The 13,073-nt window shown below is 44.9% G+C and carries 14 protein-coding genes and 2 riboswitches; of the genes, 11 read left to right on the plus strand and 3 right to left on the minus strand.

Annotated features, from left to right (window positions below):
* Positions 1-63: 63 nt before the first annotated feature.
* Both QMA04_RS09190 and QMA04_RS09195 read left to right on the plus strand, forming a co-directional pair.
* A complete protein-coding gene (locus QMA04_RS09190) occupies positions 64-1,428 on the plus strand; it encodes a PTS galactitol transporter subunit IIC (RefSeq protein ID WP_290185292.1) in 1,365 nt (454 codons plus the stop codon).
* Positions 1,425-1,712, plus strand: coding sequence for a PTS sugar transporter subunit IIB (locus QMA04_RS09195; RefSeq protein WP_290185294.1), 288 nt, complete (start codon positions 1,425-1,427; stop codon positions 1,710-1,712). The genes QMA04_RS09190 and QMA04_RS09195 overlap by 4 nt, the downstream gene beginning before the upstream one ends.
* A gap of 70 nt (positions 1,713-1,782) precedes the next feature.
* Here QMA04_RS09195 and QMA04_RS09200 read toward each other — a convergent pair whose 3' ends face one another.
* Complete coding sequence (locus QMA04_RS09200; RefSeq protein WP_191716425.1) at positions 1,783-3,213, minus strand: glycoside hydrolase family 1 protein; 1,431 nt, start codon at positions 3,211-3,213, stop codon at positions 1,783-1,785.
* A 126-nt stretch (positions 3,214-3,339) separates the two neighbouring features.
* Between QMA04_RS09200 and QMA04_RS09205 the strand changes: the two genes are divergently transcribed.
* A complete protein-coding gene (locus QMA04_RS09205) occupies positions 3,340-3,804 on the plus strand; it encodes a MarR family winged helix-turn-helix transcriptional regulator (protein ID WP_191716424.1) in 465 nt (154 codons plus the stop codon).
* 76 nt (positions 3,805-3,880) lie between these two features.
* Here the strand turns inward: QMA04_RS09205 and QMA04_RS09210 are convergent, their stop codons facing one another.
* Positions 3,881-4,396: a CarD family transcriptional regulator gene (locus tag QMA04_RS09210; RefSeq protein ID WP_191716423.1), complete on the minus strand. Its 516-nt coding sequence runs from the start codon at positions 4,394-4,396 to the stop codon at positions 3,881-3,883.
* 192 nt (positions 4,397-4,588) lie between these two features.
* Between QMA04_RS09210 and QMA04_RS09215 the strand changes: the two genes are divergently transcribed.
* Complete coding sequence (locus tag QMA04_RS09215; protein ID WP_191716422.1) at positions 4,589-4,801, plus strand: hypothetical protein; 213 nt, start codon at positions 4,589-4,591, stop codon at positions 4,799-4,801.
* 198 nt (positions 4,802-4,999) lie between these two features.
* Entirely contained in the window at positions 5,000-5,515 is a 516-nt protein-coding gene (locus QMA04_RS09220; protein WP_203341156.1) for a YehS family protein, read from the plus strand.
* 34 nt (positions 5,516-5,549) lie between these two features.
* Here the strand turns inward: QMA04_RS09220 and QMA04_RS09225 are convergent, their stop codons facing one another.
* Entirely contained in the window at positions 5,550-6,182 is a 633-nt protein-coding gene (locus QMA04_RS09225) for an NAD(P)-binding protein (protein ID WP_290185299.1), read from the minus strand.
* A gap of 261 nt (positions 6,183-6,443) precedes the next feature.
* A riboswitch (SAM riboswitch) is annotated at positions 6,444-6,550 on the plus strand.
* 135 nt (positions 6,551-6,685) lie between these two features.
* On the opposite strand from QMA04_RS09225, the gene sat reads away from it, so the two are divergent.
* The 6 genes from sat (at position 6,686) to cobA (ending at position 13,062) form a co-directional block, all read left to right on the plus strand.
* Positions 6,686-7,849 carry a sulfate adenylyltransferase gene (sat, locus tag QMA04_RS09230; protein ID WP_290185301.1) on the plus strand — a complete coding sequence of 388 codons (1,164 nt, stop codon included), beginning with the start codon at positions 6,686-6,688 and terminating at the stop codon, positions 7,847-7,849.
* 18 nt (positions 7,850-7,867) lie between these two features.
* Positions 7,868-9,646: an SLC13 family permease gene (locus tag QMA04_RS09235; protein ID WP_290185303.1), complete on the plus strand. Its 1,779-nt coding sequence runs from the start codon at positions 7,868-7,870 to the stop codon at positions 9,644-9,646.
* Positions 9,647-9,657: 11 nt separating this feature from the next.
* Complete coding sequence (gene cysC, locus QMA04_RS09240) at positions 9,658-10,260, plus strand: adenylyl-sulfate kinase (protein WP_290185305.1); 603 nt, start codon at positions 9,658-9,660, stop codon at positions 10,258-10,260.
* Positions 10,260-11,066, plus strand: a complete 807-nt coding sequence (gene cysQ / locus QMA04_RS09245; RefSeq protein WP_290185307.1) for a 3'(2'),5'-bisphosphate nucleotidase CysQ — start codon at positions 10,260-10,262, stop codon at positions 11,064-11,066. The genes cysC and cysQ overlap by 1 nt, the downstream gene beginning before the upstream one ends.
* A gap of 146 nt (positions 11,067-11,212) precedes the next feature.
* Positions 11,213-11,330: riboswitch (SAM riboswitch) on the plus strand.
* A 157-nt stretch (positions 11,331-11,487) separates the two neighbouring features.
* Positions 11,488-12,201 carry a phosphoadenylyl-sulfate reductase gene (locus QMA04_RS09250; RefSeq protein ID WP_290185309.1) on the plus strand — a complete coding sequence of 238 codons (714 nt, stop codon included), beginning with the start codon at positions 11,488-11,490 and terminating at the stop codon, positions 12,199-12,201.
* Between the two features lie 84 nt (positions 12,202-12,285).
* Complete coding sequence (cobA, locus tag QMA04_RS09255; RefSeq protein WP_290185311.1) at positions 12,286-13,062, plus strand: uroporphyrinogen-III C-methyltransferase; 777 nt, start codon at positions 12,286-12,288, stop codon at positions 13,060-13,062.
* Positions 13,063-13,073 lie beyond the last annotated feature (11 nt).

A 13,073-nucleotide genomic window follows, 5' to 3' on the forward strand; every position in this document is an offset into this window, starting at 1 on the left:
GGCTATCCCTAAAATGAGCCTTTTCTTTCTATCAATGAAAATATGAATAGAGGAGTGAACTTGATGGGGTTTCTGCAATGGTTTGTGGATCTAGGGGCTACTGTCTTACTGCCGATTTTGATATTTATCTTCGCGTTGGTATTGGGGACTAAACCGGGAAAAGCATTGCGTGCCGGGATTATTGTCGGGATTGGGTTTGTCGGAATCAATTTGGTCATTGGCTTGCTTGTCGACAGTTTGGGGCCAGCTGCCCAATCGATGGTCGATAATTTCGGTTTTCAGTTGAATACCATTGACGTAGGTTGGCCAGCAGCTTCTGCCATTTCCTATGGTACGTCGTTGGGGAGTTTGGCTATTCCGTTGGGGGTGGGCGTCAACATTCTGTTGCTGACTTTCGGTTTAACCAAAACCTTGAACGTCGATATCTGGAATTTCTGGCATGTGGCATTTACAGGATCGTTGGTCTACGCCTTAACTTCAGATTTTTGGCTTGGGGTATTGACCATAATTGTTCACTTGCTGCTTCTTTATCTGATGGCAGACGTTTTGGCAAAGCATATTGAAAAGTTTTACGGTTTCCAAAACATTACGTTTCCGCACGGGACATCGGCGCCATCCGCTTTTGTTGCCATGCCGATGAATTGGATTTTTGATAGGATTCCCGGTTTCAACAAATTGGAAGCCGATCCGGAATCCATTCAAAAAAGACTCGGGATTCTCGGAGACTCAACCATCATTGGTGTGTTGATCGGAATTCTGATCGGGATACTGGCCGGCTATGACATCCCGGGTATTCTGCAGCTGTCCATTCAGACCGGTGCCGTTATGGTTCTCCTTCCGCGTATGGTCGCTTTGTTGATGGAGGGCTTGATTCCGGTTTCGGAAGCTGCAGGCGAATTTGTTAAGAAACGCTTCCCCGGAAGAGATCTCTATATCGGCATGGACAGCGCTTTGGCAATTGGGCATCCGGCGGTTTTATCCTCCGCGTTGCTGATTATCCCAATTACGATTTTTATGGCTGTTCTGCTGCCTGGAAATTCCGTTTTGCCTTTTGCTGATTTGGCTTCAATTCCATTCTTGATTTGCTTAATGGTGCCGATTTTCAGAGGCAATATTATCCGTACCGTTATCGGAGGTTCCATTTACATCGGAATTGGTTTTTATATCGCTACGTGGATTGCACCCTTATTTACAGAAGCAGCCATTGCATCGAATTTTGAAATGGGCGAGAATACCAGTATTTCCTCATTGATTGATGGAGCGGTTTGGACCACCTTCATCTTTGTTTGGATACCTAAAATCCTTAGCTGGTATGGCATGATCGGGCTGGGGCTGCTAATCTTATTCGGATTGATTTACCAGAATAAAATCAAACCAAAGCGACAGAAACGGACGGAAGCAGTCGCAGAAGGGGAGGAAGTTAAGTGAAAAAGCTATTGATCATGTGCGGAACAGGCATCGCCACTTCGACTGTGGTTAAAGGAAAAGTGGAACAGTGGTTGAAAGACAATAACTTGAGCCAGGATGTGAAGATTTACCAATCAAAAGTCAGTGACGAGATAAACCGGATTGATGAATACGATGTCGTGCTGTCCACCACGTTGGTGCCAAATAATATAAAAGAAAAAGTGATCGATGGGGTGCCGTTGTTGACTGGCATCGGAATAGAGAGCATGTACGAGAAAGTAATGGCTGAGATCAAACGTGAGTAGCTTGTAAAAAAAATACAATCAGCCAGTGGCGTGTAGTGAATCTCGCAACTGGCTGATTGTATTAAGGGTACTAAAGCTCTTCTCCACGTGTCTCAATTATTTGCCTATACCAATGGAATGACAGCTTTTTCTTGCGGTTTAATCCATTTTTGTGGTCGACGTAGATAAAGCCGTACTGCTTTTTATAGCCGTTGAGCCAGCTTAGCAGATCAATGGCAGACCAGGCGTAATAACCTTTCAGGTTAATGCCTTGGCTTATGGCTTTTTTGATGACTTTTAGATGTTCTTCAATGTATTTGATTCGCGGAATGTCGACAATTTCACCGGCGATGATCGGGTCTTCATCACCCAAACCGTTTTCTGTAACATACATCTTGACGTCCCCATAGCGCGCTTTCAGCATATGGAGTCCATCCAGAAACCCTTGTGGCGAGATTTCCCAGCCCCATTTGGTATAAGTTTTATCGTCCATTTTGACAGTTCGGTAAAAGCCATCGAAAGAAGGACTGCCAGGAACCAACGTAGAAGTCTCCCGTGAATGTTCGATAGAAGAAACGGCTTCATGATTTTTTTCTACACGGATGGGCTGGTAGTAATTGAGTCCGATGAAATCATTGTGGTCAGCGTTTCTTTTCAACATGTCCAGCTCTTCGTCAGTCCAATCGGGCGTCCAGCCTTTTTCCTCCAGGTGCTTCACAACATACGGAGGATATTCGCCTTTTAAAATCGGATCGTAATACCAGTGGGTCTCGTACGCATTGGCATGCTCGGCAGCTCTCAAGTTTTCTTCGGTGTCGTCGACGCTATAGGCCGGAAGAAAGACGTGGGTGATACCGATTTCACCGTATTGCTTGAGCGATTTATAGGTTTCCACTGCCTTGGCGTGTGCATAGAAAACATGATGGGTCGCCTGGAAGTATTTCTTTTCATCGTTCTGAATGCCTGGTGGGTGGGCGCCTTTCAAATAGCCCAACCCGCAGAACATGACGGTTTCGTTGAAAGTGATCCAATGCTTGACGCGGTCGCCGAACGATCGGAAACAGATGTCTGCGTATTTGACGAAAGCTTCCGCTGTCCGCTTATTGGTCCAGCCGCCATCTTTTTCAAGTGCCATCGGCAAATCCCAATGATACAGTGTGACAAACGGAACGATGCCGTATTTCAGGCATTCATCGATTAGGTTATTATAAAATTCCAGTCCTTTTTCATTGATACTGCCGTCACCGTCCGGCAAAATACGTGCCCATGAAACGGAGAAGCGGTAAGACTCCAGCCCCATCTCTGCCATCAAACGGATATCTTCTTTGTAGCGATGGTAATGGTCGACGGCGATGTCGCCGTTGGTGCCTTCGAATGTTTTGCCGGGAATTTTGGAAAAGACGTCCCAATTGGTCGGCCCTTTACCATCTTCGTTGGCGGCGCCTTCTACTTGATAGGAAGCAGAAGCTGCACCGAATAAAAAGTCATGTGGAAATTTCCGTGGAATGTCCTTGTTTTGCATAACTTAAAAACCTCCATCTTCAGCTATTATTCAGAGTATAACAGGAGGGAGGGGAACCAGACCACTTTCCGCAAACTTGTAAGTATTTCTACAAATTGACTTCGCCAGATGGAATCGGTATATTAAATGGCGAAGAAGATGATAGGAGTGAACTGTTTGGCCCCGGACGCGGAATTACAGAAGTTGAATTTGATCGATTTGATAAGCGAACGCCATATAACAACGCGGAGAATTTCGGAGAAGGCATGGAATGATAATAGCGAATTCCATATTTCCAATTCTGAATGGTACATTATGGCACGCATTTATAAAAAACAGCCCACCATTGCCTACGTTACGAAAAATGTGGATATTTCCAGGCAGGCGATCCATAAGTTCATTAAAAATTTAGCTTCTAAAGGATTAGTGGAAGTAAGGAATGTGGAAAATAATAAAAAAGAAAAGTGTATCCGGCTGACGGCTTTTGGGGAAGAATGCTATGAGAAAAACGAAGCACTAAAAGTTCAGTTGGAAAATAAGGTCGCTGAGAAAATCGGCCCCGATCAAATGGAAATCCTCAAGGACATTTTGAAATCCGATTGGGGTATTTAGCCGAAAATTCGAAGAACGCCCTGCTTCATCAACCGATTGATGAAGCAGGGCGTTCTTGTATAGTGAAAAGCAGTTATTACACGACCGGAAGAGGTTCATCTTCCTTGATCATGTCATTGATTTGTTTATTGATTTCCTCAAAACTGGTGCCAAGCGCACGTGCCAGTTCTTTGAAAAGAATGATTTGGGTATTGTTTAAAAGTTTATAATCGCGTTCATAGAGCGTCTTTTTCTCTAGTTGCGTTTCAAACTTCTTGCGCATCAGCGTGTTGACGACTCTCGCAATTTCCATGCGTTCTCCCGTATTGATAACTTCAGAATATTTCTTTAAGCGGGAGTTTGGATGGTTGGTCCACTCGCCTCCAGGCTGCTTGAACGTTTCAATGATTTCAAGGGCTTCTTCTTTTTGAAGAAGTTTCAGCATGACAACTTTTTCGTTGTCGACTGGTGTACTGATGGTCACTCGGGTATTCTCCAAAGGATGCAATTTATAATACTGCTTGGTGACGCCAGAAACGGTTACGTCCTGAATATCGTCAATTCTACATAAACCATGGGCGGAATAAATGATGTGATCTCCAATAGTGAACATTTTTTTCCTCCTCAACTTATCTCAACTAAATTCATCATAACATAAAAAACCTAAATTGTAAACTTAGTTGACAATTTAAGCGGATGTATCTATAGACACAGAAAAGACAAAAATAAAAGGTTAAAAAGGTTTAGAAAAGGGAAACTAGAAAAGAATAGGTTAGTTGGTCATCAAAGCGGAGGTCACAATAAAATGAAGAGTGTAGAAGAAGCGAAGCAATTGATCATTGCGGAAAAACTGAGGCATTATAATGAACGGTTTGCGGATATTGAACGGGACCTGCAGTTTTTTTATGATGAATCATTAAATGACCCTGAATCCCTGGAAATTATTACGGTTCTGCAGGATAAAGTAAAGCAACTAAAAGACATTAAAAATAAAGAAAATCAAGAGACAGCGATATAAAGCTGTCTTTTTTTGCTGTCTTTCCGGAAGCCTGATGAACTGTGAATTATGTGCTATTATTAGGGATGGATTTATCCCGCTTTACGGTCAGTGAATCAACTAACAATCAGTGGGGGATGAAGAAAACCCCCACTGATTGAAGTTTGTCTTTATAGTGGATAAGCATTCATTACTGGAAATCAACAGGAGGCAAAGAAAATGGATAATAATGATTTATTGATCAGATTGCGTTATGCACTGGATATAAAAAATAACGACATGGTTGAGATTTTTAAATTGGGCGGCATTGACTTAAGCAAGGACGAAGTGCTGAAAGTGCTGACGAAAACACCTGAAAGCGAAGAAGAGGATGACAGCATTTGGGCCGAACAAGATAACGATGACTACATCCGAGCGGATGACCATCTGTTTGAATCGTTTTTGAATGGCTTCATCATTTTCAAGAGAGGCCGTCAGGAGCCGAAACCAGGGCAACCTGAATTCCCGGAATCGACAAACGAGCGTTCCAACAACTTGCTTTTGAAGAAAGTGAAAATCGCTTTGCAGCTGAACAGTGAGGACATGCTGGAGATTTGGGATTTGGCAGGCGTCACGGTGACAAGAGGCGAGCTGGGTGCATTGCTGCGAAAAGTGGGACATAAAAACTATAAAGAATGCGGAGACCGCTATGCGCGCAATTTCTTGAAAGGCTTGGCGATCAAGTACAGAAGTTAACGCTCTTTATCAGCTCAAAAGGACTTGGAATGAATTATTCCAAGTCCTTTTTATTATTCATCAAAAGCCGCAATTCCCGGAGTGACGCTTCTTGTGACGCAACTTGTAAAAAGGATTCATCCAGAAAGCCACGGAGGTATTCTTCTTTTGCGTTTTTTGAAATTGTTGTTTTCTTGAGAAGCTGCCTTGCTTCAAAAAGAAAATCTAGGTATTGTTCATAACTTTCATCAAACTGAGACTTCAGATCTTGCTTGATTTTCTTTGCAAGCATCGGGCTGGCGCCGTTTGTAGAAACTGCGATGCTCAATTTTCCCCTTTTGACATGAGCAGGGAAATGGATATTGCCAGCCTCCGCTTCATCAGAGGCGTTCACTAGGCAATTGGAAGGTGCAGCTTTTCTGGACTCTGCGTTTGTAGCCGGATCATCGGTGGCGATGATCATCATGAAAGCCTCTTCGGCATCCGCTGGCTCGAAACATTTCTGCTTCCAGAGAATTTTACCTTCATCATCCCAAGCGATTATGGCAGGATCGGCCACCGGACTGATGACCAACAGCTCTGCTCCACTATCTATCAAACCACTCAGCTTGCGCTTCGCGATGCGTCCTCCACCTACCACAATCACTTTTTTTCCTTTCATTTCAATCATGATCGGAATCACCGTCATCTTCTCCGCCTCCTCAACTCTTTTAATATTACCAAAAATAATCTCTATGCGTTTTGTGGCCGCTATTCAATTCAACCTGGTAATTCAGATCTCATTTTTTTCATTAGAAAAATATTTTTTATCCATCACCTGTTGATAGACTAACTTTTCTGTATAGAAAAAAATAAAAAACTTAAAACATAGTTTGACACTAGGAATAGTCTATTATATACTTTGTGAAATCAAATATTTCAAACAATTCAAATGAAAATTGAATATGCGTTCTTATCAAGAGAGACGGAGGGATTGGCCCTTTGATGTCTCAGCAACCCTCCTTTAAGGAAACGGTGCTAACTCCAATAGGCTTTCAATAGCCTAGAAGATAAGAAGATCGTTTTGTTTTTTGGGACCTTCTTCTTGTCGAAGAGGGTCCTTTTCTTTTTGTCCGAACGCCTTGGAGATTTGGTTTCAGAACGTTTTTGAAATAGACGGCACTACATAAAACTAACCTTGGAGGTAATGAAATGACAAGCAAAGCACACGGTGGAGATTTGGTAAACAGACAGGTGACGGGCAGTGAAAGAGAAAAGGCATTGAAAAATGCAGAGTCGCTTCCTTCTTTATTCATTTCGGATTGGGCAATCTCGGATTTGGAATTGATCGGCATCGGCGGCTTCAGTCCGTTGACCGGATTCCTCAGCCAAAAAGATTATGAAAGTGTGGTACATACATCCCGTCTCAGCAATGGAACGGTTTGGAGTGTTCCGATTACGCTATCGGTTACGGCAGGAGAAGCGGACAGCTATCAGGTCGGCGATGAAATTGCTTTAAAAGGCGAAGACGGCGTCATTTACGGAACAATCGAACTGACGGAAAAATACGCATATGACAAGCAATTGGAAGCACAGAAAATTTACGGAACAACAGAAGAAGCACACGCCGGCGTGAAGAAATTATACGAACGCGGCGATGTTTACCTAGCTGGTCCGATTACTTTATTGAATCGACCAGACCACAGCGAATTCGAGGAATTCCACTTGGATCCGGTTGAAACGCGCCAGTTGTTCCAGGAACTTGGCTGGAAGACGATTGTCGGTTTCCAAACGCGCAACCCGGTGCACCGTGCACATGAATACATTCAGAAAGCAGCACTGGAAGTAGTCGACGGCTTATTATTGAACCCATTGGTGGGTGAAACGAAATCGGATGACATTTCAGCGGCAGTGCGGATGGAAAGTTACCAGGTCATTTTGAAGCATTACTATCCGGCAGATAGAGCACGCCTCGCGATCTATCCAGCAGCAATGCGTTATGCAGGGCCAAAAGAAGCGGTTCTTCATGCCATTGTCCGCAAGAATTACGGCTGCACACATTTCATTGTCGGCCGCGACCATGCAGGGGTCGGCGACTATTACGGCACATACGAAGCACAGGAGTTCATCAGCCAGTTTGAAGAAGAACTGGGCATCCAAATCTTTAAATTTGAGCATTCGTTCTACTGCAATGCATGTGAGAACATGGCAACAGCCAAAACGTGCCCGCACACTGCAGAAAACCACGTCCATTTAAGCGGCACGAAAGTGCGCGAATTGCTTCGCAACGGAGAAAAACCGCCAAAACAGTTTTCCCGTCCGGAAGTAGCCGATGTACTTATTAAAGGATTGCGGGAGACCGTAACAAGTAACTAAATTGAAGGATGGTTGCCCATGTCAGTCTCAATGGTTTTTGTGCTAATTGTCATCGTCGCTATGGTCAGTGCGCTCCTGTTTGAAATTGCCCGCCCAGATATGATTGTGTTTTCGGCATTGGTGGTTTTGCTGCTGTCTGGAATTTTAACGACAGAAGAAGCGTTGCGCGGCTTTTCCAATCCGGGAATGCTGACCATCGCCTTATTGTTCATCGTAGTCGGGACTGTACAAAAGCATGGCCTAATCGACCAGATGATGATTGGCTGGCTGAACAAGGGCAAAAGCCTGAAAGGTTCACTGTTCCGTATTTTTCTGCCGCTTCCGTTAATCTCTGCTTTTTTGAATAACACGCCGATTGTCGTGACACTGACCCCATTATTGAAGAAATGGTGTGAAGAAAGGAACATTGCACCATCAAAGGTTTTAATTCCTTTGTCGTATGTAACGATTTTAGGAGGGACCATCACGCTGATGGGAACTTCAACGAATCTGGTAGTCCACGGCATGCTGATCGATTATGGGCTTCCTGGATTTTCACTGTTCCAATTGGCGATTGTCGGCATCCCCATCACTATTGTCGGCTTGATCTATCTATTCACCATCGGCAATATGCTTTTGCCCGAGAATAAAGGATTCAGCCAACAGGTGGCTGAAGATTCCCGGAAATACATTGCTGAAATGGTGGTGGAAGAAACCTTTCCACATATCAACCAAACAGTGGAAGAAGCTAAATTACGTGATTTAAAGGGATTGTACTTGATAGAAATCATCCGGAATCAGACACGGATTTCGTCGGTCAGCTCCAAAACGGTCATCCAGTCTGGAGACCGCTTAATCTTTACCGGGCTCATTGCCACCATCGCAGATCTCCAAAAAAGAAAAGGTCTGACCTTGAAGACGGGTACCAACCTCCAATTGGATGACTTGAAAAACGGCAATACGCAGCTTGCAGAAGCTGTCGTTTCCCATGAATCGTCGCTATTGTCAAAAACCATCAAGCAATCCCAATTCCGCTCACGTTTTGATGCAGGTGTAATGGCCGTTCACCGCAATAACGAACGCATCAAAAGCAAAGTCGGCGATATCATTCTGCGGCCGGGTGACACCTTGCTATTGCTCGCCGGCAATGGGTTTGTGGAAAAGTACCAGCAATCCAACGACTTTTATGTAGTGTCTTCTATGAAAATGCCTAAGGCACTTGAGGAAAGCCGCTTGGTGGGCTGGTTTTCATTACTGGTACTTTTGGGGGCAATCGCCTGTGTCATTGTCGGTTGGTTGAGCATGTTCAAAGCCATGGCATTGGCTGTGCTGATTTTGCTGGTGACCAAGTCGGTTTCAATGGACGATGCAAAAAACGACGTGCAGTTCAATGTGCTGCTGCTGATCGCCAGTGCATTCGGGGTAGGGGCGGCCATGACCAAAACTGGTCTGGCGCAATGGGCGGCGGATGGCTTGTTGGCAATCGGACAGCCGTTCGGCCTGCTAGCTATTCTGATTTTAATTTACCTGCTGACCAGCATCTTCACAGAACTGATCACCAATAGCGCTGCGGCTGTCCTGATGATTCCAATCGGCATTGAAATGGCCAGCAACCTGCAGCTTGATCCCATGGGCTTCGCAGTGATCATCACGATTGCTGCCTCTGCAAGCTTTATTACCCCAATCGGTTATCAGACCAACTTGATCGTCTATGGGCCAGGCGGCTACAAATTCATGGATTATGTCAAAGTGGGCACGCCGCTCAGCATTCTGGTTATGTCGGTGACCATCGGAATCGTTTACTATTACTGGTTTTAGGAGGAGAAAAGATGACCAAATCAACGAATATTGTATGGCATGAATCAAGTGTCACAAAAGAGGACAGACAAAAATTGAATAACCACAAAAGCGGGGTGCTGTGGTTCACCGGGTTATCGGGATCAGGAAAATCGACGGTATCTGTTGCCTTGGAAAAAGAGATCCACGCACTTGGAATCCGTACCTATCTATTGGATGGGGATAATGTTCGCCACGGATTGAATAAAAATTTGGGATTCAGCCCGGAAGACCGGACAGAAAACATTCGCCGCATCGGTGAAGTTGGAAAACTGATGAGTGATGCAGGGGTATTGACGCTATCGGCATTTATTTCGCCGTATCAGGAAAATCGCGACCAGGTGCGTGCCTTGCTTGAAGAAGATGAGTTCATTGAAATATACGTCAAATGCAGTGTGGACACTTGCGAAGACCGCGACCCGAAAGGCCTCTATAAAAAAGCAAGAGCCGGCGAAATCAAAGGATTCACAGGCATCGATGCGCCATATGAAGAACCGGTAAATCCTGAAATCGTCATTGAAACCGACAAGCAGACTTTGGAAGAGTCGGTTCAGGCAATTACAGATTATTTGAAGAAAGCGGGTTACCTGGGCTGATGGCTGGTGGTATTGATCCGGTCAAACTGCTGGAAATCAGTCTTGCAGCTGGCAAAGAAATCATGGCGGTTTACGGACAGGAACTGATCGTTGAAGCGAAAGCGGACGATTCACCACTGACCATTGCCGATCAGCGGTCACATCAGACCATTGAAAGAGGACTGCAGATTGCCTACCCAGACATACCGGTTCTCAGCGAAGAGGGCAGTAAAATCCCTTATGAAGAGCGGAAAAACTGGCAGCGTTTTTGGCTGGTGGATCCACTCGACGGCACGAAGGAATTCATCAAACGCAATGGTGAGTTCACCGTCAACATCGCTTTAATAGAAGAGAACTATCCGGTTTTGGGTGTGATTTACGTGCCGGCCATGGATGTTTTCTACTACGGTGAAGAAAACAGCGGCGCATTTAAATTGGAAGCTGCTTCAGCTGGAAAGTTTGAAAAAGCCGATGAATTATTCGAGGGAAGCATTCTGTTGACTGCAAAAAAAGCTTTAGACCGGACTCGAATCGTAACAAGCCGTTCGCATATGTCCGCTGAAACACAGGAATTCATCGATCGGATAAACGACGATAGCCAACCAATCGAACAGATATCGGCAGGCAGTTCACTGAAGTTTTGTCTGGTAGCAGAAGGGGGAGCGGATTATTACCCCCGCTTTGCGCCGACTATGGAATGGGATACGGCAGCCGGCCAGGCGATTGTCGAAGCAGCTGGCGGAGTTGTGCAGAGCGTTAAAGACCAAACCCGCTTTTCCTACAACAAAGAAAGCCTGAAGAATGGCTGGTTTTTGGCAAGAATCTAAAAAGCTTAAGGCTAGTGAATGAAGAAAATGGAAACTCTTTATTGCAGAAAGTAAATAAATGATATTTTCAGAGTTTTATTGACAGTTATCTTTTATTGCTATAGTATTTAGAGAAATTATTAAAACCAAGTAATCTTATAAGGTATTTCTTATCGTGAGAGGTGGAGGGACTGGCCCTTTGAAGCCTCGGCAACAAGTTCTGGTTTTTGACCGGATACACTGTGCCAATTCCAGCAGGTTCCATTGGGATCTGGAAGATAAGAAGACAGGCCCCGCAAACTGCGAATTGGTACCCTCTCTTCTTGTTCCATTGGAAGAGGGGGGTTTTTTATTTTAGTGGTACGGAGGAATATCCAACCAACGGGACTGCTTACTGAAAATCTTTAATTCAATATATAGAAGTTTAAAGGAGGAAGTTAGGATGAGCCACGCTGTTTCGTACGAGCAATTTACTGGAGATCCATTTAAAGATTTGGCACCGACCGATCTCTTGAAAGGGGCTGCTGATATTCTGCAATGGGCCTATGAATCCTATGGAGAGAATATTGTCTATGCTTGCAGCTTTGGGGCAGAAGGCATGGTGCTGATTGATTTGATCTCCAAGGTGAAAAGCGATGCCGAAGTGGTGTTTCTCGATACCGACGTCCACTTCAACCAAACTTATGAACTGATTGAACGCGTTAAGAAGCGCTACCCGAAATTGAATATCCGGATGAAAAAGCCGGAATTGACGTTAGAAGAGCAAGCCAGCCAGTTCGGTGATGAACTATGGAACAGCCAGCCGGATAAATGCTGTGATATCCGCAAGGTCAAGCCGTTGGAACAAACACTTTCGGGTGCACAGGCTTGGATTTCAGGCCTTAGAAGAGAGCAGTCAGCCAGCCGCAGCAAGACGGATTTCATCAACAAGGACAACCGGTTCAAGTCGGTTAAAGTTTGTCCGCTGATTCATTGGACATGGGACGATGTTTGGCAGTATATCCAATTGAATGGCCTGGAATACAACATTCTGCATGACGAAGGTTATCCGAGCATCGGCTGCAAGCATTGCTCTTTTGCAGTGACGACTGATGGAGACAGCCGCGACGGCAGATGGAAAGGCTTTGCGAAAACTGAATGTGGCCTGCATACATAATTAGGCCGGCAATAGAGTAAATTACCGATCAGAAAATGGCATAATCATCGTTTCTCTGGTTGAAAAAAGGAGTCTAGGAAGCTTATGAAAAAAGTCTATTTAGTGGGTGCAGGTCCAGGCGACCTTGATTTGATTACAGTGAAAGGGTTGAAAGCCATTCAGAAGGCTGATGTCATCCTTTATGATCGCTTAATAAACCAGGAATTGCTGGACGAAGCGAAAGAACATGCCCAATTGATTTATTGCGGCAAAAAACCCGATAACCATTCCTTGAAGCAAGAAGAAATCAACGAGCTGCTTTGCCGGTTCGCATTGCAGGGGAAAATCGTGACACGTTTAAAAGGAGGCGATCCTTTCGTCTTCGGCAGAGGCGGAGAAGAAGCAGAGGCATTGGTGGACCACAATATCCCGTTTGAAATTGTTCCAGGTATCACAGCGGGCATTGCAGCGCCGGCTTACGCCGGAATTCCGGTCACTCACCGTGATTACAGTTCTTCCGTAGCCTTTATTTCAGGAGTCAGCAAAGTGGGCGTCGACCAGGATGAATACTGGGAACATGTCGTCAAAAGCATGGATACGTTGTGCATCTACATGGGTGTCAGCAAGCTTCCTGAAATCTGTGGCCGCTTAATGCGCCACGGATTAAAACCGACGACACCGATCGCCTTGATTGAATGGGGGACGACAGAACGCCAACGGACGGTTACGGGAACACTCGAAGACATTATCCGAAACGCCAAGGATTTCGAGAATCCATCGATGATTGTGGTGGGAGAAGTGGTTCGATTGAGAGACAAATTGCAATGGTATGAGCAGCTGCAGGACGAACAGCAATTCCAGCTTGCCGCCCATGTTGGATAAGGAGATGGTGA

This window comes from Planococcus sp. APC 3900, from assembly GCF_030407735.1.
Lineage (GTDB): Bacteria > Bacillota > Bacilli > Bacillales_A > Planococcaceae > Planococcus > Planococcus notacanthi.

Bases quoted from the DNA above. Each gene is read 5' to 3' on its own strand.
- QMA04_RS09210 (WP_191716423.1), bottom strand. From the start codon at position 4,396: ATGTTCACTATTGGAGATCACATCATTTATTCCGCCCATGGTTTATGT.
- cobA (WP_290185311.1), top strand. From the start codon at position 12,286: ATGAAAAAAGTCTATTTAGTGGGTGCAGGTCCAGGCGACCTTGATTTG.
- QMA04_RS09205 (WP_191716424.1), top strand. From the start codon at position 3,340: ATGGCGAAGAAGATGATAGGAGTGAACTGTTTGGCCCCGGACGCGGAA.
- QMA04_RS09200 (WP_191716425.1), bottom strand. From the start codon at position 3,213: ATGCAAAACAAGGACATTCCACGGAAATTTCCACATGACTTTTTATTC.
- cysC (WP_290185305.1), top strand. From the start codon at position 9,658: ATGACCAAATCAACGAATATTGTATGGCATGAATCAAGTGTCACAAAA.
- QMA04_RS09215 (WP_191716422.1), top strand. From the start codon at position 4,589: ATGAAGAGTGTAGAAGAAGCGAAGCAATTGATCATTGCGGAAAAACTG.
- sat (WP_290185301.1), top strand. From the start codon at position 6,686: ATGACAAGCAAAGCACACGGTGGAGATTTGGTAAACAGACAGGTGACG.
- QMA04_RS09220 (WP_203341156.1), top strand. From the start codon at position 5,000: ATGGATAATAATGATTTATTGATCAGATTGCGTTATGCACTGGATATA.
- QMA04_RS09235 (WP_290185303.1), top strand. From the start codon at position 7,868: ATGTCAGTCTCAATGGTTTTTGTGCTAATTGTCATCGTCGCTATGGTC.
- QMA04_RS09190 (WP_290185292.1), top strand. From the start codon at position 64: ATGGGGTTTCTGCAATGGTTTGTGGATCTAGGGGCTACTGTCTTACTG.
- cysQ (WP_290185307.1), top strand. From the start codon at position 10,260: ATGGCTGGTGGTATTGATCCGGTCAAACTGCTGGAAATCAGTCTTGCA.
- QMA04_RS09225 (WP_290185299.1), bottom strand. From the start codon at position 6,182: ATGACGGTGATTCCGATCATGATTGAAATGAAAGGAAAAAAAGTGATT.
- QMA04_RS09250 (WP_290185309.1), top strand. From the start codon at position 11,488: ATGAGCCACGCTGTTTCGTACGAGCAATTTACTGGAGATCCATTTAAA.